At 64.0% G+C, this 19,385-nt stretch carries 14 protein-coding genes and 3 pseudogenes; 8 read left to right on the forward strand and 9 right to left on the reverse strand.

Translation table 11 applies throughout. The features are described 5' to 3' along the window. Positions 1–90 precede the first annotated feature (90 nt). Positions 91–660 carry a hypothetical protein gene (locus J2X01_RS19040; RefSeq protein WP_310061155.1) on the forward strand — a complete coding sequence of 190 codons (570 nt, stop codon included), beginning with the start codon at positions 91–93 and terminating at the stop codon, positions 658–660. A gap of 183 nt (positions 661–843) precedes the next feature. Further along, the gene (locus tag J2X01_RS19045) at positions 844–1,098 is read left to right on the forward strand and encodes a hypothetical protein (RefSeq protein WP_310061157.1); all 255 of its coding nucleotides are present in this window, start codon (positions 844–846) and stop codon (positions 1,096–1,098) included. Between the two features lie 117 nt (positions 1,099–1,215). Here J2X01_RS19045 and J2X01_RS19050 read toward each other — a convergent pair whose 3' ends face one another. Together J2X01_RS19050 and J2X01_RS19055 are read right to left on the reverse strand one after the other, a co-directional pair. Next, positions 1,216–2,487 (reverse strand): MFS transporter, encoded by a 1,272-nt coding sequence (locus tag J2X01_RS19050; protein WP_310061159.1) that lies wholly within the window; start codon positions 2,485–2,487, stop codon positions 1,216–1,218. Positions 2,488–2,664: 177 nt separating this feature from the next. Then, a pseudogene (locus J2X01_RS19055) lies at positions 2,665–3,673 on the reverse strand (zinc-dependent alcohol dehydrogenase family protein). Between the two features lie 123 nt (positions 3,674–3,796). Between J2X01_RS19055 and J2X01_RS19060 the strand changes: the two are divergent. Further along, positions 3,797–4,683 (forward strand): annotated as a pseudogene (locus J2X01_RS19060) (helix-turn-helix transcriptional regulator). A 285-nt stretch (positions 4,684–4,968) separates the two neighbouring features. On the opposite strand, the gene J2X01_RS19065 reads toward J2X01_RS19060, so the two are convergent. Continuing rightward, positions 4,969–5,571 carry a TetR/AcrR family transcriptional regulator gene (locus tag J2X01_RS19065; RefSeq protein ID WP_310061161.1) on the reverse strand — a complete coding sequence of 201 codons (603 nt, stop codon included), beginning with the start codon at positions 5,569–5,571 and terminating at the stop codon, positions 4,969–4,971. A gap of 170 nt (positions 5,572–5,741) precedes the next feature. Between J2X01_RS19065 and J2X01_RS19070 the strand changes: the two genes are divergently transcribed. Further along, positions 5,742–6,815 (forward strand): alkene reductase, encoded by a 1,074-nt coding sequence (locus J2X01_RS19070; protein WP_310061164.1) that lies wholly within the window; start codon positions 5,742–5,744, stop codon positions 6,813–6,815. A gap of 73 nt (positions 6,816–6,888) precedes the next feature. Then, positions 6,889–7,602, forward strand: a complete 714-nt coding sequence (locus J2X01_RS19075; RefSeq protein WP_310061166.1) for an SDR family oxidoreductase — start codon at positions 6,889–6,891, stop codon at positions 7,600–7,602. A gap of 347 nt (positions 7,603–7,949) precedes the next feature. On the opposite strand, the gene J2X01_RS19080 is transcribed toward J2X01_RS19075, so the two are convergent. After that, a complete protein-coding gene (locus J2X01_RS19080) occupies positions 7,950–8,816 on the reverse strand; it encodes an alpha/beta fold hydrolase (protein WP_310061170.1) in 867 nt (288 codons plus the stop codon). 48 nt (positions 8,817–8,864) lie between these two features. After that, entirely contained in the window at positions 8,865–9,863 is a 999-nt protein-coding gene (locus J2X01_RS19085) for an NADP-dependent oxidoreductase (RefSeq protein WP_310061188.1), read from the reverse strand. 483 nt (positions 9,864–10,346) lie between these two features. On the opposite strand from J2X01_RS19085, the pseudogene istA reads away from it, so the two are divergent. After that, positions 10,347–11,811: pseudogene (gene istA / locus J2X01_RS19090) on the forward strand (IS21 family transposase). Next, positions 11,808–12,539: an IS21-like element helper ATPase IstB gene (gene istB, locus J2X01_RS19095; protein ID WP_310061172.1), complete on the forward strand. Its 732-nt coding sequence runs from the start codon at positions 11,808–11,810 to the stop codon at positions 12,537–12,539. The pseudogene istA and the gene istB overlap by 4 nt, the downstream one beginning before the upstream one ends. A 1,038-nt stretch (positions 12,540–13,577) precedes the next feature. Here istB and J2X01_RS19100 read toward each other — a convergent pair. The 4 genes from J2X01_RS19100 to J2X01_RS19115 form a co-directional block, all read right to left on the reverse strand. Next, complete coding sequence (locus J2X01_RS19100; RefSeq protein ID WP_310061175.1) at positions 13,578–13,871, reverse strand: winged helix-turn-helix domain-containing protein; 294 nt, start codon at positions 13,869–13,871, stop codon at positions 13,578–13,580. Between the two features lie 71 nt (positions 13,872–13,942). Further along, complete coding sequence (locus J2X01_RS19105; RefSeq protein WP_310061178.1) at positions 13,943–15,244, reverse strand: dicarboxylate/amino acid:cation symporter; 1,302 nt, start codon at positions 15,242–15,244, stop codon at positions 13,943–13,945. Positions 15,245–15,394: 150 nt separating this feature from the next. Beyond that, a complete protein-coding gene (locus J2X01_RS19110) occupies positions 15,395–16,810 on the reverse strand; it encodes an aspartate ammonia-lyase (RefSeq protein WP_310061181.1) in 1,416 nt (471 codons plus the stop codon). A 173-nt stretch (positions 16,811–16,983) separates the two neighbouring features. Next, positions 16,984–17,712 (reverse strand): FadR/GntR family transcriptional regulator, encoded by a 729-nt coding sequence (locus J2X01_RS19115; RefSeq protein ID WP_310061183.1) that lies wholly within the window; start codon positions 17,710–17,712, stop codon positions 16,984–16,986. A gap of 1,006 nt (positions 17,713–18,718) precedes the next feature. Here J2X01_RS19115 and J2X01_RS19120 point away from each other — a divergent pair. Further along, on the forward strand, positions 18,719–18,985 hold the full coding sequence (locus J2X01_RS19120; RefSeq protein ID WP_310061185.1) for a DUF1876 domain-containing protein: 267 nt from the start codon (positions 18,719–18,721) through the stop codon (positions 18,983–18,985). Positions 18,986–19,385 lie beyond the last annotated feature (400 nt).

Here is a 19,385-nt window from a genome sequence, read left to right on the forward strand (position 1 = left end):
GCGCGGTGTGGAAATCGGGGAAGAGGACAAGAGTAGAAATGCCCTCGCTCTGTTCTCTCAAGCAGCCAGTTTTATAGTGGATAGCGGATCGTGGGTCTGGCGCAGTACTTCGGCGTTCGCGCCTACGTGATCACTGACAAAGACGGCGTGCACAAGCCAGGCGGCCAAGGCAAGCGCGTGTTGCTGGAGAAAGCCAGAGATCCTGCCCCGTCCCAGAGTGAGCTTCAGGCTTTGCACGGCTTGGCGGATGCAACGGTATCGAACTTGAAGGCCGCACTTGAGCAGCAGGCGAGTCTCAATCGCGGCCTTGCAAGGTGGGATGCGTTCGTTCTGGCATCCGATCTTGAAGGCCTGCTGCTCGACACGATCGGTCAGAAGAAGCTCGCTGAGATGCTCGGACCGGCGGGCGAGAACGAGGTTGACCAGGCGGCGTCGGATAGATACGCATCAGGCGTCACAGGAAAAGAGGAGTTGGCGGCCTGGCTTGGCTCGAAGGGATGGAACTCCACAGGTAAGAAGTCGGGGAAGGTCAAGCCTCACTTGCCGTCGGCTCTCCTGAGAGAGCACCTTGCCACACGCAAGACCGCCCCTCAGGCGGTCAAGCCGCTCGATGACTGGCTTCGCACGATTATGAAGGATCACGAGCGGTCACCGCTCTGAAAATTGTCGTTGGCGCTGCTGCACACACCAGCGTCGAGGTGTACTCGCAACTACGAGGATGGCCCCGATGGATGTGTCGCTCATTCATCCCGTCATTTCCCTTTAGCCACCGGGCAGCTTTCGTCACACCCGAAACATGGATCCTTGATGTTCTCGCGGTCCTAAACCAGTCAAACTTGGACCATGACAGATTCCTCCGAGGACGATCCATTGTTCGCTCGTCTTCTCGAACAACAGTTGACTGCGCTAGAGCGGCTCTACGGGGAGTCCGAATCAATGGAGGAAGCACTCGAGATCGTTACCCGGCAACGCGATGGAGTAATCGCGGAACTTCGGGGCATTGTTGCAGATCTCAATGCCTTTGACGTCGCTGCCTTCAGACATTGGGCTTCGGCATATGGAGAAGTGCCGCGTACAAACGTGCGAGGCGGGCCCTGATGCCGGATATAACAGGCAGGCACCGAAACACCGCTTCTTACGGGCAGCCGGCCGCTGGATCGGATTCTTCCTGCGCTCGCATGAGTTCTGGCGGTCGTGCTCTCTGGGTAGGCCCTGTTAGACCAAGAATGACCTCCCCTCAATTGAGCCAGACCCGTTGTCGGAAGAAGTCTCAAGCGATGGAAGTCGGCCTGTTGACAATGTCAACACGCTACGCCTCTGACTGGGTCGTGCAGCCCTCGGACTGCTCCGGATTCCGCATGTTTGCGCGGGGGCCCAGTGTTTGCAGGGGCTGGAATGCAGTTCGAGTCCCACCTCGGGCACGTGTTTTCCCTGTTCAGGGGCTTGTGAGCCTCTGAGTGTGTACAATTCTCCTTTTATGGGCCCTGTGGGGGCCCTTTTTTTGTTGGTGGCGGATGCTCTGGCGGCTCTTTCTCGTGGCTTAGACAGGGCGGCGGCGATCACGATGGCCAGGGAAGATGTGTGTCCGATGAGCAGGATGACTCCTGATGCGACGAACGCGGTGACGCTCAGGTGCAGGAGGGGCCGGGGGTGGCGGTCCAGCAGCGCTCCGGTGATGGCCACACCGATGACCGATGCGATGCCGTAGATCAGCAGGATGAAGTCGGCGGAGAGGTCGGTTTCTGTGGCGCGGAGGTAGGGGGCAATGTAGGTGTAGATGGTGCTGTGTGCGAGCATCCAGGCGACGATGACGGCGAGGATGAGGGCGACTCCGGGGATCCGGAACACGCGCCCCAAAGGAAGCCGCGACGTGGCCGGCTGCCCGGGGGCATCAGGGACGAATGCGATGATCAGTGCAACGACGACGAGCCCGAGGATGGAGAGCGCACCGAAGGACCATCGCCAGTCGAAGGTCGTTCCGATCCAGGCGCCGAGGGGGGTGCCGAAAGCGAAGCCGAGCGGCGCGCCCGTGGAAACGATGGCCAGGGACAGCCCGGCGTTCTGGGGCGGGCTGATGCGGCGGCCGTAGGCAGCGAGCATCCCCCAGATGATTCCCGAGAACGCGCCGGCGAAGAATCGTGAGACGAGGGACAGTGCAACCTCAGGGGAGAACGTGGTGAGGGTGTTGGCGAGCACGAGTCCGGTGATACTCGCGAGCAGCAGCGGCTTTCGTCGCATACCGCGGGTGAAGGTGATCGCGGGGATGGTGGCGAGGACCGTGCCGAGGGCGTAGGCGCTGACGAGCAGACCGACAGTTCCTTCGCTGGTGTGGAGGCCTGCCGCGATGACGGGTAGCAGGCCGGCCGGCATAGTTTCGGTCGCGACGAGGATGAATCCCATTGCGGCCAGGACGACAAGCGCGACCAAAGGCAGTCTTTGCCGTGCCCTGGCTTCCGGTGCTGGTGTTCGTGTGGGGGCGGTTGTCATGTGGCTCCTTTCGTGCGGGTCGGAGACGCCAGGATCGGGCTTGGAGATCGGACGCGGCGGGAGGTCTCTCCCACGGGCCGTGGGGTAGACCTCCCGGGTCTTGGCGTTTGCCGTGTTACCCGTTATCGGGCGGCAGCCTCTGCGGCGTGCCTGGACGGTTGGGCGAAGTGAATTGGATCAGACTGTGAGCAGCACCTTGGTGGCCCGGCGCTCGTCCATGGCTTTGTAGCCCTCGGCAGCCTGTTCCAGGGGCAGGGTGAGGTCGAACACCTTGCCGGGGTTGATCTTGCGGTCCCAGATCAGCTCGGGCAGGAAGCGGCGCACGGGGGCGGGGCCGCCCTTGAGCTGCACACCCGTGAAAAACAGGTCCAGGCCGTTGAGCTCGACGTCGTGGCCGACTCCGACGTAGCCGATGCGGCCGCCACCGCGGGCGGCGTGGATGGCCTGCCACATGGATTCCTGAGTTCCAACGGCCTCGACGACGCCGTGGGCGCCGTATCCGCCGGTCATCTCCTTGATCTTCGCGGCTCCCTCGTCGCCGCGTTCTTCGACGATGTCGGTTGCGCCGAACTCACGGGCCAGCGCTCGGCGCTCCGGGTGCCGGCTGAAGGCGATGATGCGCTCGGCGCCGAGCTGCTTGGCGGCGAGGATCGCCGAGAGTCCGACGGCACCGTCTCCGACCACGGCGACCGTCTTGCCAGGCCCTGCCTCGGCAGCGACTGCGGCATACCAGCCGGTGCCAAGCACGTCAGACGCGGCCAGCAGCGACGGCAGCAGATCTGCCTCAGGTACTCCTGGAGTGGGGACCAGCGTGCCGTCCGCGTGGGGGATGCGGGCGAGTTCGGACTGGGTGCCCGTCATGAACACCCGGTGGATGCAACCGGACTGGTAGCCGGCCTGGCAGACCTCACACGTGTTATCTGAGGCGACGAAGGAGCCGACAACGAAGTCGCCGACCTTGACGTTCTTCACGTCGTGACCGATCTGCTCGACCACGCCCGCATACTCGTGGCCCATATGGGCCGGTCCATCCAGCTTCTCGATTCCGCGATACGGCCAAAGGTCAGAACCACAGATACACGTTGCAGCGAGCCGGATCACCGCATCGGTGGGCTCGGCGATCTTCGCATCCTCAAGTTCTTCGACGCGCACGTCACCGGGGGGCGTACATGACAACACCACGCATAATTGCTCTCCTGTTGGTTGGGTACAACCAGTCAAGCTCTATTTCCGTGCGCGGGGGAGTCTCTGTTGAGGGGTGTACCGGGAGGGAACCCCTCGTTCCTCCGCGCCGATTTACCCTTGAAGCATGGATAACCGGGCTGAAGTGCGTGAGTTCCTGATGTCACGGCGCGCACGACTCACACCAGAAGACGCCGGCATTGCCGCAGGGTCGAATCGTCGAGTGGCCGGGCTGAGGCGCAGCGAGGTGGCGCTACTTGCCGACGTCAGCGTGGAGTACTACGCCAAGCTCGAGCGCGGTTCCATCGCGGGCGCGTCCTCGTCCGTGCTCGAATCCGTCGCCGGGCTCTCCGCCTTGATGACACCGAGCGTGCGCACTTGTTCGACCTGGCCCGGGCGGCAGATGGCATCCCCACCTCCGGCAGGCCCCGCAAACGCGCCACCACCCTAGCCGGGGCCCGCTTGAGCCTGCAGTGGGCGCTAGAAGCGATCACCGAGGGCGTCGCATTCGTCCGCGACCCTTACCAGAACCTGCTCGCGACCAACGCCTTGGGGCGCGCCTTCTACTCGCCGGTGATCGGAGACGGCGGCCGCACCCCGAACCTCGCGCGGTTCCAATTTCTCGACCCGGCCTCGCGGCACTTCTACCCCGACTGGGAGCTGTTCAGTGAGATGTGCGTCGGCATCATGCGTGCCGGAGCGGGCCGGGACCCCCACGACCGCACAATGCAGGACCTCGTCGGAGAGCTCTCGACGCGAAGCGAGGCCTTCCGCGCACTATGGGGCGCGCACAACGTACGCACCCATGGCTCCGGAACGAAACGCTTCCATCACCCCGTGGCCGGCGAACTTACCCTGGCGTACGAAGAACTCGCGATCACCGCCGAGCCAGGTCTCGTGCTTATGGTCTACACCGCAGAGCCAGGTTCCCCCTCAGCGGAACGGCTCCGCCTCCTCGCAAGCTGGGGAGCGAGCGAGCACACGCCCACCGAAAAGCACCGAACCACCAGCTGACCCACTCCACCCGTCCTCGCCCTGGATCACTTACGACGAGCCCATGGACCTTCAGCACATCACGGCGCTTGCGGCGGTGGCTATGTCCTCAAAACATTGGCACCGGGGCCGACCTTGCCCGACCCGGCAAACTGCCGTGGATCCTTCTCCGAATGATTAGGGCGGAAATCCGGACGTCGGTGCGGGCACCTGCTGTTCGCGCCGACTGCCCGGGCCGGCGTCGGGACGCCGCTCCGCCGAGGGCGCTTACGCCAGCAGGCGCCAGGGAAGTTCTTGCCGGAGGCGTCAGCGAGACAGCAGGACGCCGACCTGGGTCCGGATGTCCCGAACAACCTCGTCGATGCTCATGGCGGCGTTCACGCTCGCCGCCATGCTAAGGAACATGATGGCGGTGACGACGTGTGCCGTCGTTGCGGCATCACCAGCGCTGACCAGCTCGTGCCTGCACAGGACGGCAGCGATGGCCTCCTCGGTCTGCGCGACGATGGAGAGGGCCTCAGCGTGACGGGGCTCCGCGGGATCACCGAAGACCATTTCCCGCAGGTACGTGCGTCCGTTGTCGACCTGGACGCGGTTGCATTCCACGATCGGCCGTACGATTGCCAGCACCGCATCGAGGATATCCCGGGTGGATTCGGCATCAGCCCGACCTTGCTGAAGCGCTTCAGCGTAGTGGGCGTTCTGCACGAGGAGGAGGAGTTCGCCTTTGGTCTTCGCGTAAAGGAACAGGGTCCCGGTGCCGATGTCCGCCTTGTCGGCGATCTGCTGGGTCGTGACGTCCTCGATGCCGTGTTCGGCCAGCAGTTCGCTTGCCGCGGCCGTGATACGGTCCAGCTTCTGCTGCTTGTTCCGCTCGCGCCGTCCGACCGGCTGGGAGGCGAGAGACATGGTGATGGATCCTCCGGAATAGATTCTGACTGCACTCAGTTATGAGTGTAGTCACTACTGTGTGGGCTCGAATGTTCCTTCGTTCATTCTCCCACGCAAGGGCCGAACCCCAGTGTTCTGCCCCGGCAGAGTGGTGGCGCTATTACCCCGCGACGCAAAGGACCGCACACATGACTTCCTCCCTCTGGCAACCCTTCACCCTCGGCAATGTGGAGCTGCCGCACCGGCTCGCGCTGGCCCCGCTGACCCGGAGCCGCGCAAACCCTGACGGCACCCCCGGGGAACTGGCTGCGGAGTACTACGGCCAACGCGCCTCGCTCGGGCTGATCATCACCGAGGGCACGCACCCGTCCGACGATGGCCAGGGCTATCTGAACACCCCCGGCATCTACACTCCCGAACACATCGAGGGATGGCGAAAGATCGCCGACGCGGTGCATGCAGGCGGCGGAGCCCTGTTCATCCAACTGATGCACGTCGGCCGGATGTCGCACCCGGATAACACCCCGCACCACCGCGGGCCCGTTGGCCCATCGGCGATCTCGGCCGAGCAGGACATGTTCACTCCAACGGGCCCGCAGAAGACGCCGGTGCCGCGTGAGCTGACTGCCGAAGACATCCAGGCCACCATCGCCGGGTTCCGCCACGCCGCAGCCTCCGCTATCGCAGCGGGAGCGGACGGCGTGGAGATCCACAGCGCGAACGGGTACCTGCTCCACCAGTTCCTCTCGCCAAACTCGAACCACCGCACGGACGAATACGGCGGATCGGTGGAGAACCGGTCCCGGTTCGTCGTCGCGGTCGCCCGCGCGGTGGCCGAGGAGATCGGGGCAGGCCGGACCGGCATCCGCATCTCACCGGCGTTCCCGCTGGGCGGAATCAACGAAGGGGACCCCGCCGACGTCCGGACACAGTACCGCCACCTGGTCGGCGAACTCGCCACCCTGAACCTTGCGTACCTGCACGTACACCACCTCGGTGATGACGAACTGCTGCGGTCCTTCCGCGACGCGTGGCCTGCAGCCATCCTCGTCGTCCGGTACGGGCGCGACCGCGAGCAGATCGCCGACGACATCGACGCCGGACTCGCGGACATCGCGCCGCTGGGCCGCTTCGCCCTGGCGAACCCCGACATTGTTGAGCGCCTGCGCACCGGCGCACCGCTGAACGAGCTGGACCCGGCCACCCTGTACGGCGGCGGCGCCGCTGGGTACACCGACTACCCTGCTCTGGCACACACCTAATCGTCTGTCGTGGGCCACTCGCCACCGACATCACACACCCCTACCCAGCAGAACCATCAGAAAGAAGAAACCAATGCCCGCACTCAACGGAGCTGTCGTCCTCATCACCGGAGCCAACGGCGGAATCGGCACGCAGTTCGTGCACGAAGCCCTCGCCCGGGGAGCTGCAAAGGTTTATGCCTCCGCCCGCACCCCCCGCACTTGGAACGACGAGCGCATCGTTCCGCTCGCCTTGGACATCACCGACTCGGCCTCCATGCAGGCAGCGGTCGAGGCGGCACCGGATGTGACCGTTCTGATCAACAACGCCGGCGCGTCGGTTCCCAGCCCCGGGATCCTCACCCACACGGACGAGGAAATCCGCAGCAACGTCGAGACGAACTTCCTCGGTCCGCTCTTCGTCGCCCGCGCATTCGCTCCGGTCCTGTCAGCGAAGGACGAAGCGACGATCATCGACATCCACTCGGCCCTGAGCTGGTACGCCGTCGCCGGCATCTACAGCGCCACCAAAGCCGCCCTCTGGTCCGCGACCAACTCCCTCCGCCTCGAACTCGCCCCCGAAGGCGTGCACGTCGTCGGGGTCCACGTCGCATACGTCGACACCGCGATGGCCGCGCACGCCACCGACCCGAAGCTCGACCCGGCCGTGCTGGTGCGCACCGTGTTCGACGCCACCGAGGCGGGGGAGTACGAGGTCCTGGCCGACGATACGTCTGTCCAGCTCAAGGCCGGACTCAGCGCACCCCTCGAAGCGGTCTACCCGCAGTTGGTGGACACAAACGCATAAGCGAACAACCGGCGCCACCGCGTTCACCAAAAGTGAGCGCGGTGGCACCACCCTGCCAAAGGACGACGCGGCCCACGATGCCCAAGAGACGACGGAAGGGGTGGGGAGTGTCTGAATAACGGAGGATCCGGGGTTGGCCTGACACACCGGGGTAGTCACTAGCCAGGGGCCGCGTCAGGGGTGGCGATAATTTTGATCACTCTGCTGACGCGTTTGTGGGTGTCCTGTCCGAGCTGGCCAGCGCGACGAGGCGCCACGCCAATGACTGTGCCCGCCCATATTCACGGGCGGGCGGGGGCACAGTGGCTCTCTGCTCTGTTGGCGGGATTTTGTCAGGTAGGTGCTGGTCAGCGGGCGAGGAATTCTACGGCGACGGGGGAGAACCTGTCGTGGAACTGGAAGATTCCCCCGTGGCCCGAGTCGGGGTAGATGATCAGCTCGGATCCCTTGATGCGCCGGTGCAGGTCCCCGGACAGGACCGACGGCACCATGCGGTCGTTGTCGCCGTTGGCGATGAGGGTGGGGTGCGTGAGCCTTGACAGGTCCGACGGCGCGGAGCGGCCGAACTTCCGGATTGCCTTCAGCTGAGTCTGGAAGGCTTTGGTGCTGATCGGCTTGTCGCGGTCGACAGTGCGCTCCTGCAGGCGCTTGATGAACGCCTTCGCGGCCGGCTTGCCGGTCGCGTTGCGGTTAAAGAACAGGAACTCCTTCGGGTCCGAGCGTGTCAGGGTCGCGCGGAGGACGTCCCAGTAGGTGGTGCCGACGACCTTGTCGATGTCCTTGCCGCCCCGCGGCCCGGTACCGGCCAGCACGAGCTTGCGGACGAGGTCGGGATGTTTGAGGAGCAGGTCCTGGGCGATCATGCCGCCCATTGAGAAGGAGAATACGTCGACCTGGTCGAACCCGAGGGCCTTGATGAAGGTGTAGGCGACGTCGGCCATCGCCTCGATGCTGTCGGGAACCTGCCCGGTGGAGGCTCCGACACCGCGCTGGTCGAAGGTGATGACGTGGCGGTTCTTCGCGATGGGGTCGACGATGTGGGGGTCCCAGTTGTCCAGGGTCGCGGCGAGGTGCACGAAGAACACGACGGGGATACCGGCCTTGGGCCCCAGTTCGCGGTAGGCGTAGGTGACGCCACCGGCGGTGATGGTGCGTGTGGCGGCTTTCGCGTACGAGGTGACGACAGAGCCGTTCGGGGTGTCGAAGCTGCTCATGCTGGTAGTCCTCCTGAGTGGTCTGTGAGGTGAATGGCTGTCGGCGGCTCAGGAGGGCAGGGTGACGACGGCTTTGCCGCGGAGGCCGCCCTTGGCCAGCGACTCGAGCGCCTGTGGGGTTTGGGCGAAGTCGAAGACCTGCCCGACGACCGGGCGCAGCACGCCGTCGTCAACCAGGGCGGTGATTTGGCGCAACTGGTCGCCGCTGGCACGCATGAAGAGGAACTCGTAGCTGACGCCGAGCTTCTTCGCCTGCCGCCGGATCCTGCTGCTGAGCCCCGCGATGGCCAGGCGCAGGACAGGGTTCAGACCGGCTTTGCGCGCGAACGCCGGGTCCGGCGGACCGGCGATTCCGATCGCCTTCCCGCCGGGCTTCAGGATGCGCAGTGACTTCACGAGGTTCTCCCCGCCGAGGCTGTCGAGTACCAGATCGTACCCGGCGAGGAGCTGCTCGAAGTTCTGGGTACGGTAGTCGATCACCGTGTCCGCGCCGAGGTCGCGCACGAAGTCGGCGTTGGAGGCACTCGCGGTGGTCGCGACGGTGGCGCCGAGGTGCTTGGCGAGTTGGATCGCGATCGACCCGACCCCGCCGGCCCCGGCGTGAATGAGAACTTTCTGCCCCGGCCGTACGTGGCCTTGCTCAACTAGGGCCTGCCACGCCGTAAGTGCAACCAGCGGTAGCGAGCCGGCCTCCTCCATGCTGATCGATGCGGGTTTCAGTGCCAGGTCGGCCTCGGTGATGGCGATGCGCTCGGCGAACGTGCCGATGCGGTCTTTGTCGGGGCGGGCGTAGACCTCGTCGCCCGGTTTGAATCCGCGCACCTTCGCCCCGATGCGGATGACGGTGCCGGCGACATCGTTGCCGAGGATCAGCTGGAGCTTGTACGGGAGGATTTGCTTGAACTCACCCAGGCGGATCTTTTCGTCCAATTGGTTGAGGCCAGCTGCCTGGACCTGGACCAGCACATCGCGGTCGCCGACGGTCGGCTCGGGGACGTCTGCTGCGCGCAGCGGCTCCTTGTACTTGGTGACGACGAATGCCCTCATGGCGTGCTGCTCCTCTATGACGTACGGCTTCATTAAAAATGAGTCTACTCAATTATGAGTTGACTCAGAAATGTTGTCAAGTGGGATCGTGAGGGGCGCGCGTTCATTTGAATGTTCCCGAAGACGTGGGATAGGGAGTTTCGGGCGTCCATCGCCGGGGCCACATTCCCGCGATGGATCATGGCGAAGCATGCAGTCTGCACATATGGGTGTGTGTGATCGACTATCTGTAGGCCGTTTCAGCCAGGAATTTGAGCCAGGTTGGTGGCTCGTTTCAGGCCAAAAGAGCGGTAAGAATCAGGCCAGTCTTTTCTCCTGAAAATCGTGGTTTCGGGGGCTTGCCTGCAGATAGAGATCACCCGGTGGCGAGGGCCCTCCCAGAGTGTCAGGGACATGGGCCCGCCACCCCCAGATAGGTTCCTTACGGCGCTGCCATTGCGAAGCGTATGCGCCGGAAGGGCTGGAAAGCAGATGACGGTACCCATGTCCGTACAAGAAAATATCAGAAGGCTGGACTCCCAGGGAGTCCCGGGCCGGGAGATCGCCCTCACCTTGGGCGTTAGCCGGTCCTCGGTGGCGAAATACTCCGATCAGGAAGACTTCTCCCCGGCACCGCCGGCGCCGCTGGCCCGGTCCGGGGTCTCGGTGCTGACCGGGTTCGAGCACATTATCGAAGCGTGGCTCGCCGGGGACCAGCGCCGGAATCGCAGGCAGCGGCATACGGCCAAACGCGTGTTCGACCGGCTCGTGGATGAACACGGGTTCACCGGCACCTATTCTCCGGTGCAGCGGTTCGTGAAGAAATGGACGGCCCGCAACAGGACTGCAGGGGAAGGTTTCACCGAACTGGTGTGGCCGGCCGGCACCGCGCAGGTCGACTTCGGCCAGGCCGAGGCCATCATTGCCGGGATCCGGCAGGTCCTGCACCTCCTGGTGGTGACCTTCCCGTTCTCGAACATGCGCTTCGTCCAGGCATACCGCGGCGAAACCGCCGAATGTGTCTGCCACGGGCTGCGCAGGGTGTTCGAGCACATCGGAGCCGCCCCGGGCACCTGGTCTTTGACAATGCCACCGGCATCGGACGGCGGGTCGGCACCAGGGCCGTGGAGACCAAGCTGTTCGGCGCGTTCAAGCTGCACTACCGCTCCGAATCCAGGTACTGCAACCCGTATTCCGGCCATGAGAAAGGCAACGTGGAAAACGTGTCGGGTTCCTGCGCCGCAACTTCATGGTCCCCGAACCGGAGGCCGCCACCTTGGCCGGCCTCAACGAGGTTTTACTGGCGCGGTGCGATGCCCTGGCCGCCACCACGCATTACCGCAAGGGCCTGCCGCTGGGGGAACTGTTCATCCAGGACGTGGCCGCGTCCCTGGAACTTCCGGGAGTCGGGTTCGACCCGGTACGCTACGAGTCGCGCAAGGCAGACAAGACCGGGAACCTGCTCATTGACGGGAACACCTACGCCGCCGGGCCCTCCTTCCACGGGCGGATGCTCACCGTCGGTTTGCGCCACGATGTCATCGAGATCCTTGACGAGCATTCCGAACCCGTGAGGTCTTTCCCGCGGGCTTTCGGCCGGCAAACCGGGACGGTCTTTGAACCGGCCTCCCTGGTCCCGCTGCTGGTGACCAAGCCCGGCGCGTGGTCCCATTCCCCGCTGCGTGCCCTGGTCACCGACCCGGTCCGGGACTGGCTGGATGCGGCCTCTGCCACCGATCGGCGGCGCCTGCTCAACGGGGTCGATGCCGCGTCCGGGTCCGCCGGTTTCGATGCAGCAATGCAGGCCGCCCACACCCTGATCCGCCGCGGGGACGCCCCGGACATGGCCGCCCTGGGCATGCTCGCCCGTCGGCTGGCGCACGGCACCGAACCGGCGGCAGCGAACGTGGATTTGAGCGTCTATGACACCTTCACAACCCTGAACACCACTACGGGAGAAGTCGCATGAATCCGGTCACCGTCCAGGACATCCTCGAAGCGGGCAAGCATGCCTCCCTGACCGGCAGCGTGTTGACCGAATGGGCAGAGAAAGGCACCCCGAAACAGCGCGAGTACCTCCACGGAGTGCTGGTCGCGGAGCACGAATCCCGGCAGGAATCACGCCGGGCCCGGCTGCTGAAATCCGCGAGGCTGCCGACCCTGAAAACACTCACCGGATTCGACTACACCAGTGTCAGGTTCCCCGAAGACTACGGGCGGCAGGCACTGGAATCCCTGGAGTTCATCACGAGGGCCCAGGACCTGGTCCTCTACGGGGATGTGGGCACCGGCAAAACCCACATGGCCACCGCCCTGGTGGCAGCGGCATGCCGGCAGGGCATCCCGGCCCGGTTCTTCACCACCTCCGCCCTGGTCATGATGCTGCGCCGCGCCAAAGACGAGGGCCGGCTGGACAAGGAGCTCGCTTCCCTGGCCAAAAACCAGCTCCTGGCCATCGACGAACTGGGGTACCTCCCGATCGACACCGAAGGGGCCAGGCTCCTGTTCCAGGTCATCGCCGATGGCTACGAAAACCGCAGCCTCATCATGACCACCAACCTCGAATTCTCCCGCTGGGGAACCGTGTTCGGGGACGACAACATGGCAGCAGCCGTCATCGACCGGCTCGTCCACCACGGCCGGCTCCTGCAGTTTCGTGGCGAGTCCTACCGGGTCAAGAATGCCCTCATGAAATAGGCAAGCCGCCGGAATGGCCCGAAAGCGTGCCGAGGTGGCCTGATTCTTAGCGCTGAAATGGCCTACTTAAAGTTGACGAAACACACATATGGGCCCTGATCGGTGATGGTGACAGCCGGTGGGAAGTCGCCGAGGAGGGGACCAGTGCTGCGACTGCGGGGCGCTTGCCCCTGTTCGTGGGCCTAATCCGGGCTTCAACGCGATCGGCCGCGGTCAAGTTCTCCGGGAGTGCGCGGAGGTCCGTGTGCTCAACGGTGGTGTATGGTCAGCGCAATCAGGACACCATGACTTCGAATGGGCGTGTGGTCGTTGGGTTTTAGGCTTTGAGAAGGGTCCAAAAGGGGTGTACAACGTACACACCTTGGGCTTCGGACTGGGCCGTACATCAACTGGACTCGTTCGGATTGGCTATGTTTCCGCGGGTGCCCAGTGTTTGCAAGGGCTGGAATGCAGTTCGAGTCCCACCTCGGGCACGTGTTTTCCCTGTTCAGGGGCCTGTGGTCCTCTGAATGTGTACAAATCTCCTCTTATGGGCCCCTGCAGGGGCCCATTTTTGTTGGTGGTGCCTGGTCTGGCGGCTCCTGCTCATGACTCGGACAGCGGTGTTGCTCCTTACTCCTTCATGGCCGGGAGCGCTTGGAACCGCATGACTTGCTGAGACTTGGGGATCAAACCCTCAGGATCGTCGCCGTGAACAGCCGGAACTCCCGGGAAACTCTCGTCATTTCGTCGATGATGTTGTTCGACTCAGGCCTCGCATGGCTCAAACACCGAAGTTGATAAGAAGGCACCCTGCGGTCTCGACCTTGGCCGCGGCGCTTCATTAGGTCCGTTGCTCTCCGGGCTATTGCCGCCTCCCGGGCAAATCAGACGGGGAGCGGAGGGGTGAGATGGGCCTCCGGCGGTCCTCCCCGGGGAAGCTGCGGAATCACCCTGTGCGGGGACAGAGAGGACATGAGATTCCGGCCGTAAAGACTCGGCAGACGACGGCGGGAGGTCCCGCCGTCGTCCGCAAGAGTTGCAGTCAGCGCTGTCCGGCTAGGAGGCGGGCTCCGTTATTCCAGGGGCGAGACCGTAGAAGGGCGTGAACCGACCTCTGGCTCCGGGGGAAATGTTGGAACGGACAATCGAGGCGTTCTCCAGCGCTGCCAGGTGGTATCTGACTGCGCCGCGCGAGGACGCGATGCCGTTGCTGATGTCAGCTACTTTGCTGGCCCCATGGTTTGCCAGGTAGTCGATGATTTGTGATTTGATCGGAGTGTTTCTCGCTCTTTTCGTCCGCTGAATGCGGTGCACGTCCATCGGGCTCTGGATTTCAATGTCAGCCGTCATTGGCGATGACCTTTCATCTGGTGTGAGGGTAGGTTCGCTGGTTGAAAATTGGCTGGCCGACCGGGTGCCGGTCAGTGCCTCGAAACGAGCTCAGGCTCCCTGCTATCTTCAGTGACTTCCGCGTCTTGGTTGGCTTCCGCGCGTGGCGCTTCGAGGAGGGAAGTGGACTTGTCGTGGTTCCGGCCGATGACCGCGGTGGCGATGGCATTTCCCAAGATGTTGGTGGCGGTGCGTCCCATGTCCAGGAGTTGGTCGATCACCAGCAGGACACCAATTCCGGCGGCCGGGATGCCGAAGGCAGGGACCACGGCGGCTACGACGACGAGTGACCCGCGCGGCACGCCGGCCATGCCCTTGCTGCTGAGTAGGAGCATTGCGGTCATCGCGATCTGCTGGCCAAGGTCCATGTCGATGCCGTAGGCGTTGATCAGGAAGACCGACGCGAAGGTCATGTACATCATGGAACCGTCCACGTTGAACGAGTAACCCAGGGGCAGCACGAAACCGGTGGTGCGCTTCTCGATGCCGAACTTGGTCAGGCCTTCAATAAGCTTGGGCAGGGCGGCTTCACTGCTGGAGGTGGCGAACGCGATGACCATGGGTTCACGCACTATCCGGACCAGTCGGAAGGCCGCCCGTCCGAGGAAGGCGACGGCGACGCCGACCATGATGACCCAGAGGGCCGAGAGAGACACATAGAACCCGCCGATGAATGACGCGTAGGTGGCAAACGCATCGAGACCCTGGGAGGTGAAGGCCGATGCGATGCCGGCGAAAACGCCCACTGGTGCCGCCAGCATCACATATCCGGTGACCTTCAGCATGACGCCCATCAGTTCATCGATGGCATCGGCTATGGAGGAGCGGCCCTTCTTCCGGAGGTTCAGCAGCGCGATGCCGAAGAGGGCGCCGAATACGAGGATCTGAAGGGGATTGTTGGCCGTCAGGGCGGCGAAGACGCTCGTGGGGATGATGTGGGTGATGAACTCCTGGTAATCGAGGGGCTTCGTTTCCATCCCCGCGTCGCCTCCCGGCATCAGGTGGAGCCCGTCACCGACGTTGAGCAAATGGGCCGTGATGAATCCGAACGCGCCCACCAGGATGGAGGCGGACAGGAACCAGATCATTGAGCGGCCAAAGAGCTTGCCCACGCCGGCGGATTTGGCGGCTCCTGCGATGCCGGAGACGAGGGTGGCAAAGATCAGCGGGGCAATGATCATTTTGATGAGGTTCAGGAACATGTGCGTCACGGTGTCGAGGACGGCCACGACGGATTCGCGCGTGGCCACCGGCAGCAGCCAGTGGAAGAGCAGACCGCTGAGGATCCCGAACAGGAGCGCTGCCAGGATCCACATCGTTGATTTGTTTTTCATAGTCAGTCCTTGGGTAGAGGCCGGGTTGGTGGCCCGGTGCTGGAACGGTCCTCGTCATCGAGTTCCGTTTTCTCTGTAGTCGGTCGGGATTTTGGGCACGACGGCGTGCCCCTTGCTCCCTGGTCGGGCGGGGTCGTAGGTGTGCGGCGGCTATTTGCTCAGGTTGGCCAGGCGTTGTGGGCTGAGGAGCTCGGTGAGCTGCTCGTCGGTGAGCAGTCCGTGTTCGAGTACGAGCTCCGCGACGCCCTTGCCGGTGGCGAGGGCTTCCTGCGCGATCGCCGTGGCCGTGGCGTAACCCAGTTGCGGGTTCAGGGCGGTGACGAGGCCGATTGACTGTTCCACCGTGAGACGGAGGTGTTCGGTGTTCGCGGTGATGCCCCGGACGCAGCGGGCCGTGAGGGTGCGGCAGGCGGCTTCCAGGTGGGAGATGCTCTTGTGGAGGCTGTGGACGATGATCGGTTCGAAGGCGTTGAGCTGGAGCTGGCCGGCTTCTGCAGCCATGGTGATGGTGACGTCGTTGCCGATCACCTCGTAGGCCACCTGGCTGACCACTTCCGGGATGACCGGGTTGATTTTGCCGGGCATGATCGAGGAGCCGGACTGCACGGCGGGGAGGTTGATTTCGCCGAATCCGGCGCGCGGGCCGGAGGAGAGAAGCCGGAGGTCGTTGCAGATCTTGGAGAGTTTCACGGCGACCCGCTTGAGCACCCCGGAAAGGTGCACAAAGGCGCCGACGTCCTGGGTGGCCTCGATCAGGTCCACCGCCGTGACCAGCGGCAGCCCGGTGATCTCGGCAAGGTGCCGGCAGGCGGCCTCGGCATACCCGGCGGGTGCGTTGAGGCCGGTGCCGATCGCGGTGGCGCCGAGGTTGATTTCGTGGATCAGCAGGTCGGCTTCGGCCAGGCGGAGCCGGTCCTCGCCGATCGTGACGGCGTAGGTGCCGAACTCCTGGCCGAGCGTCATGGGGACGGCGTCCTGGAGCTGGGTGCGGCCCATCTTGACCACCGTGCGGAACTCAAGGGCTTTGGCGGCGAAGGCGTCCTCGAGCTCGGTGAGGGCTTCCAGCAGTTCCCGGGCCGCGAAGATCGTGCCGAGCTTGACCGCCGTGGGGTAGACGTCGTTGGTGGACTGGCTGAGGTTGACGTGGTCGTTGGGGTGCAGCCGGGCGTAGTCGCCCTTCGGGTGCCCGAGGATTTCAAGGGCCCGGTTGGCGATGACCTCATTGGCGTTCATGTTCGACGACGTCCCGGCGCCGCCCTGGATGACGTCCACCACGAACTGCTCGCTGAGCTTGCCGTTCATGACGTCGGCGCAGGCTTCCGCGATGGCCCGGGCACGTTCGTCGTCGAGGAGCCCGAGCTCGTGGTTGGTGCGTGCGGCGGCGAGTTTCACGGCGGCTAGCCCGCGGACCAGGTGCATGTTGGAGGAGAGCGGCTGGCCGGTGATGGGGAAGTTCTCCACGGCCCGGAGGGTGTGGACGCCCCAGTAGGCGTCGGCAGGGACATCCCGGTCGCTCAGGAGGTCGTGTTCGGAACGGGTGTCCGGGGCGGTATGGGGGATGGTCATGTGGTCCTCACAGGGCTTCGTTGACGGGTTTGGACGGTAATAATCCGGGGCCGGGGCAGGCTTGAGTGACGCCGCGGCCGGGACGGTGGGCATGGTTGTTCCACGGCACAGGGACGGGCCAGGCTTGTGGCGATTGCGGTGGGGGATGGAGAGTGAAATCCGGGGTTTAGGATCTAGCGTGTATGGCCGGCCCTGGAGTTTCCGCTTCCGGGGACGATGGTGCCCAGGGCGCATTCAACCCCGTGCAAATGCATTCTCATGGCCTGCGATGCTTCCTCGGCTGATCCATTCTCGATGGCCGCGAAAATGCGGGCGTGTTCCTGGCCCGATTCCTTGCGCCGGTCAGCCACGAGGTTAAGGGTGTTTGATTGGTTAGCCATGGCGTCGCAGATGTCTGACAGGAATGATTCGAACACGCCATTGCCGCTGCACCGGGCAATGGTCACATGGAACTCAGTGTTCAAAAGCACCCACTGCTGGAGATCGTCTTCCTCGGACATTTCCCGAAGGATTTCCCGAAGAGCCTCCAGGTCTTCGCTGCTGCGGCGTTGGGCGGCGAGGCCCGCGGCCGGCACTTCTACGTGGGGGCGGGCTTCAACGAGGGCGCTGGCCGAATATTTGCCGAGTTTGAGGTCCTGGGCCACCTTGTCAGCGATCACGAAGGTGCCCTTGCCCGTGTGGGTGGCCGTGAGTCCCAATGCGGTGCAGGAACGCAGCGCCTCCCTGACCATCGTGCGGCTCACACCGTACTGTTTGGCCAGCGATGCCTCCGAGTCGAGGCGGGTGCCGACAGGGATCTTGCCGCCCTCGATAGCACTCCGGAGGGATGCGAAAACCGCTTCAGCCGCGCCAACGCGTACGACTCGATCATGCGCAGCTGTCCAGCTGTCCAACAGGTCCATACCAAGACTATGGCACTTGTCACACTGCCCGTCAAGGAAGTCCCGAAAATGACGAAATGGGGGCGGCCTTAGGCCAACTCACGAGGCATCCCAGTTCACAACGACGAAGGCACTCCCATGCCCGCGGGGTTGGCGCCGTGGCCTGAGGACGAGGGTCTGTATACCCTGTGTCCCTCATGCGGCCGCGTTTACTATGACGCGGTCATCGAAGAGACAGGGACCGCGCCCTTTGCTCTCCGTATCGATGTCACTGCCGGACCGATTGCCGAGGCAATCCGTGTCCACTGGGACGTCAACACGTAGCCCTGTGACCGTGTCCAGGATCAGCAACGGTATGCCGGGGACCGGTGCGGGGAACGTGGCGACCACGGCCTCCCACCGGTGCGCCGATCGCGACGGGCAAGCTGGGCCGGGGACAAACAGATCAAACAACATTCCCGCCGCGATCTACTACACCCTGGATTTCCACGGCACCAAAGGAGCCCTGGCACCTGCACGTATGGAAGGAAAGCGGCGGAACGCTACTTCTGCTGCTCCTCGGATCTGCCCTCCGATCAGGTCGCTGCCTGCCTGATGTCCCCGTAGGGTTCGTAGTTGCTGGACACGGCGACGAGGCCCTTTCTCTGGCCGCATGGGGCTCGTGGCGGATGAGTTGCGGCCAAAAAATTGTCGCCCTCGCCTGGGCAAGGACGGTGGCCCGTGCTGGCATTCCGGTGGCACGATCGCGGTGCCGTCCTGTTGAGCCTCGCCAGACTGTATGAGGTCTGATCCTCCCGCGGCGGATCGCCACCGAGGTCCAACACCCCGGACCAGGAAGCCAGAGCTGATGGACGGCGACCGGCTCAGGCGTCCTCGGTCTGCATGAGGTCTGCGGTCCCGTGGGAGTTGCCTCGGCGTGCGGGGCAACTCAGGGCCTCTGGGGCACGGTCGGCGGGGAAATTTTGCGGACCTTGACGGCTTGCCTCGAGCTTGGGATGGTGGAAGTCGGATCGAGGAGGCGGGCACCATGCAAGAGAAAAGCTGGTCGGTGAACATCGTTATCGACGAACATGAAAACCAAACACGGGCCACGGCGCGATTGAGGGCCGGGAACCGGGCTGAACTGGAAGGTGTCGGGTTGGCCAGGCTGAATCCGGTGGACTCGGATGTCCCCGAGATCGGGGACGAGTTGGCGACCGCACGCGCCCTGGCGGACTTGGCGCATCAGCTGATCGAAGTCACCGCGGCCGACATCGAAAAAATTACCAAAGAACCTGCGCATCTCCGCCCTTAGCCCTGCCATGCCGAGAGCTCCTGCCGCCCCGGCTGGAATCCGCCCGCTGAACCGGGCGGCGCACTCGGTATCATGACCGCCGGAGCATTGGTGTTCCCGGTAGGCACCTTGTCAGCGACTTACTGCGACAGCAGCTCCGTTCACCTCCCGATGGCGAACAACCCCCGGAGTGGATTGAGGAAGCTGGAGTACACGCTACTCACGCGATTGAGTCTCAGCTCGAGTCTTTGGACGAGACAGCGCCGGACACGGATTTTGAACGAGCGTTCCGAAACATCTGGGCATTGCGCGACCTGACTTTCGAGATCTATGTCCGCCTTTTGGCCCTCAGTTTCGCCCCGGGCGGATGCCCCAAACCTCATGTGTGCGAAGCTGCCCGTCCCGTTCCCCGGCGGCTAGC

The sequence above is a fragment of the Arthrobacter ginsengisoli genome (assembly GCF_031456935.1).
Lineage (GTDB): Bacteria > Actinomycetota > Actinomycetes > Actinomycetales > Micrococcaceae > Arthrobacter > Arthrobacter ginsengisoli.

Coding starts and splice junctions, on each gene's coding strand:
- J2X01_RS19075 (WP_310061166.1), top strand. CDS start 6,889: ATGCCCGCACTCAACGGAGCTGTCGTCCTCATCACCGGAGCCAACGGC.
- J2X01_RS19045 (WP_310061157.1), top strand. CDS start 844: ATGACAGATTCCTCCGAGGACGATCCATTGTTCGCTCGTCTTCTCGAA.
- istB (WP_310061172.1), top strand. CDS start 11,808: ATGAATCCGGTCACCGTCCAGGACATCCTCGAAGCGGGCAAGCATGCC.
- J2X01_RS19100 (WP_310061175.1), bottom strand. CDS start 13,871: ATGACGGCTGACATTGAAATCCAGAGCCCGATGGACGTGCACCGCATT.
- J2X01_RS19050 (WP_310061159.1), bottom strand. CDS start 2,487: ATGACAACCGCCCCCACACGAACACCAGCACCGGAAGCCAGGGCACGG.
- J2X01_RS19085 (WP_310061188.1), bottom strand. CDS start 9,863: ATGAGGGCATTCGTCGTCACCAAGTACAAGGAGCCGCTGCGCGCAGCA.
- J2X01_RS19065 (WP_310061161.1), bottom strand. CDS start 5,571: ATGTCTCTCGCCTCCCAGCCGGTCGGACGGCGCGAGCGGAACAAGCAG.
- J2X01_RS19080 (WP_310061170.1), bottom strand. CDS start 8,816: ATGAGCAGCTTCGACACCCCGAACGGCTCTGTCGTCACCTCGTACGCG.
- J2X01_RS19110 (WP_310061181.1), bottom strand. CDS start 16,810: ATGACCATCCCCCATACCGCCCCGGACACCCGTTCCGAACACGACCTC.
- J2X01_RS19120 (WP_310061185.1), top strand. CDS start 18,719: ATGCAAGAGAAAAGCTGGTCGGTGAACATCGTTATCGACGAACATGAA.
- J2X01_RS19115 (WP_310061183.1), bottom strand. CDS start 17,712: ATGGACCTGTTGGACAGCTGGACAGCTGCGCATGATCGAGTCGTACGC.
- J2X01_RS19105 (WP_310061178.1), bottom strand. CDS start 15,244: ATGAAAAACAAATCAACGATGTGGATCCTGGCAGCGCTCCTGTTCGGG.
- J2X01_RS19070 (WP_310061164.1), top strand. CDS start 5,742: ATGACTTCCTCCCTCTGGCAACCCTTCACCCTCGGCAATGTGGAGCTG.